1 protein-coding gene is annotated in these 612 nt (G+C 68.6%); it reads left to right on the top strand.

The window, feature by feature from the left end:
* Positions 1 to 612 (top strand): hypothetical protein (locus G6G98_RS13815; protein WP_166706126.1); only part of this gene is annotated, 612 nt, incomplete at both ends.

The raw sequence follows: 612 nt of genomic DNA, 5'->3' as shown, positions 1-612 counted from the left end.
CCGGAAGAGCAGGAACACCAGGAAGAACATCGATCAGGCTCCCGACACCGTCAGCAACCTCACCGATCGTGCCACCCACCCCCGGAAGAGCAGGAACACCAGGCTCGCCGGGGAGGCCCGGCAGGATGCCACCGACAGCGTCGACAACGTCGCCGATCACTCCGCCCAGCTCGGGCAGACCCGGAAGGCCCGGGATGCTGGGGTCAGGAAGACCCGGAACACCCGGCAGGCCCGGCAGACCCGGCAGGCCACCGACGACACCGTTGACGACATCGACGACGACCCCTGCCACACCACCCAAGTCGGGAAGACCCGGAAGGGACGGCAGTCCAGGCACACCCGGAAGGCCCGGGCCACCAGGTTCACCCGGAAGACCGGGCAGGATGCCACCGACAGTGTCGACGACATCACCCACCAGACCACCCAGGTCAGGAACCCCGGGAAGACCCGGAAGGTCGCCACCGGGAAGACCCGGGATCAGACCACCGATCAGATCGGTGACATCGCCCAGACCCGGCAGACCCGGCAGGCCGGGCAGGGACGGAACCCCCGGAAGACCCGGAAGCTCGCCACCGGGAAGACCCGGCAGCGACGGAAGACCCGGGATCAGAC

The organism is Microbacterium hydrocarbonoxydans, assembly GCF_011752045.1.
In the GTDB taxonomy this organism is placed as follows: Bacteria; Actinomycetota; Actinomycetes; order Actinomycetales; family Microbacteriaceae; genus Microbacterium.
This window is presented reverse-complemented; position numbering and strand designations above follow the sequence as displayed.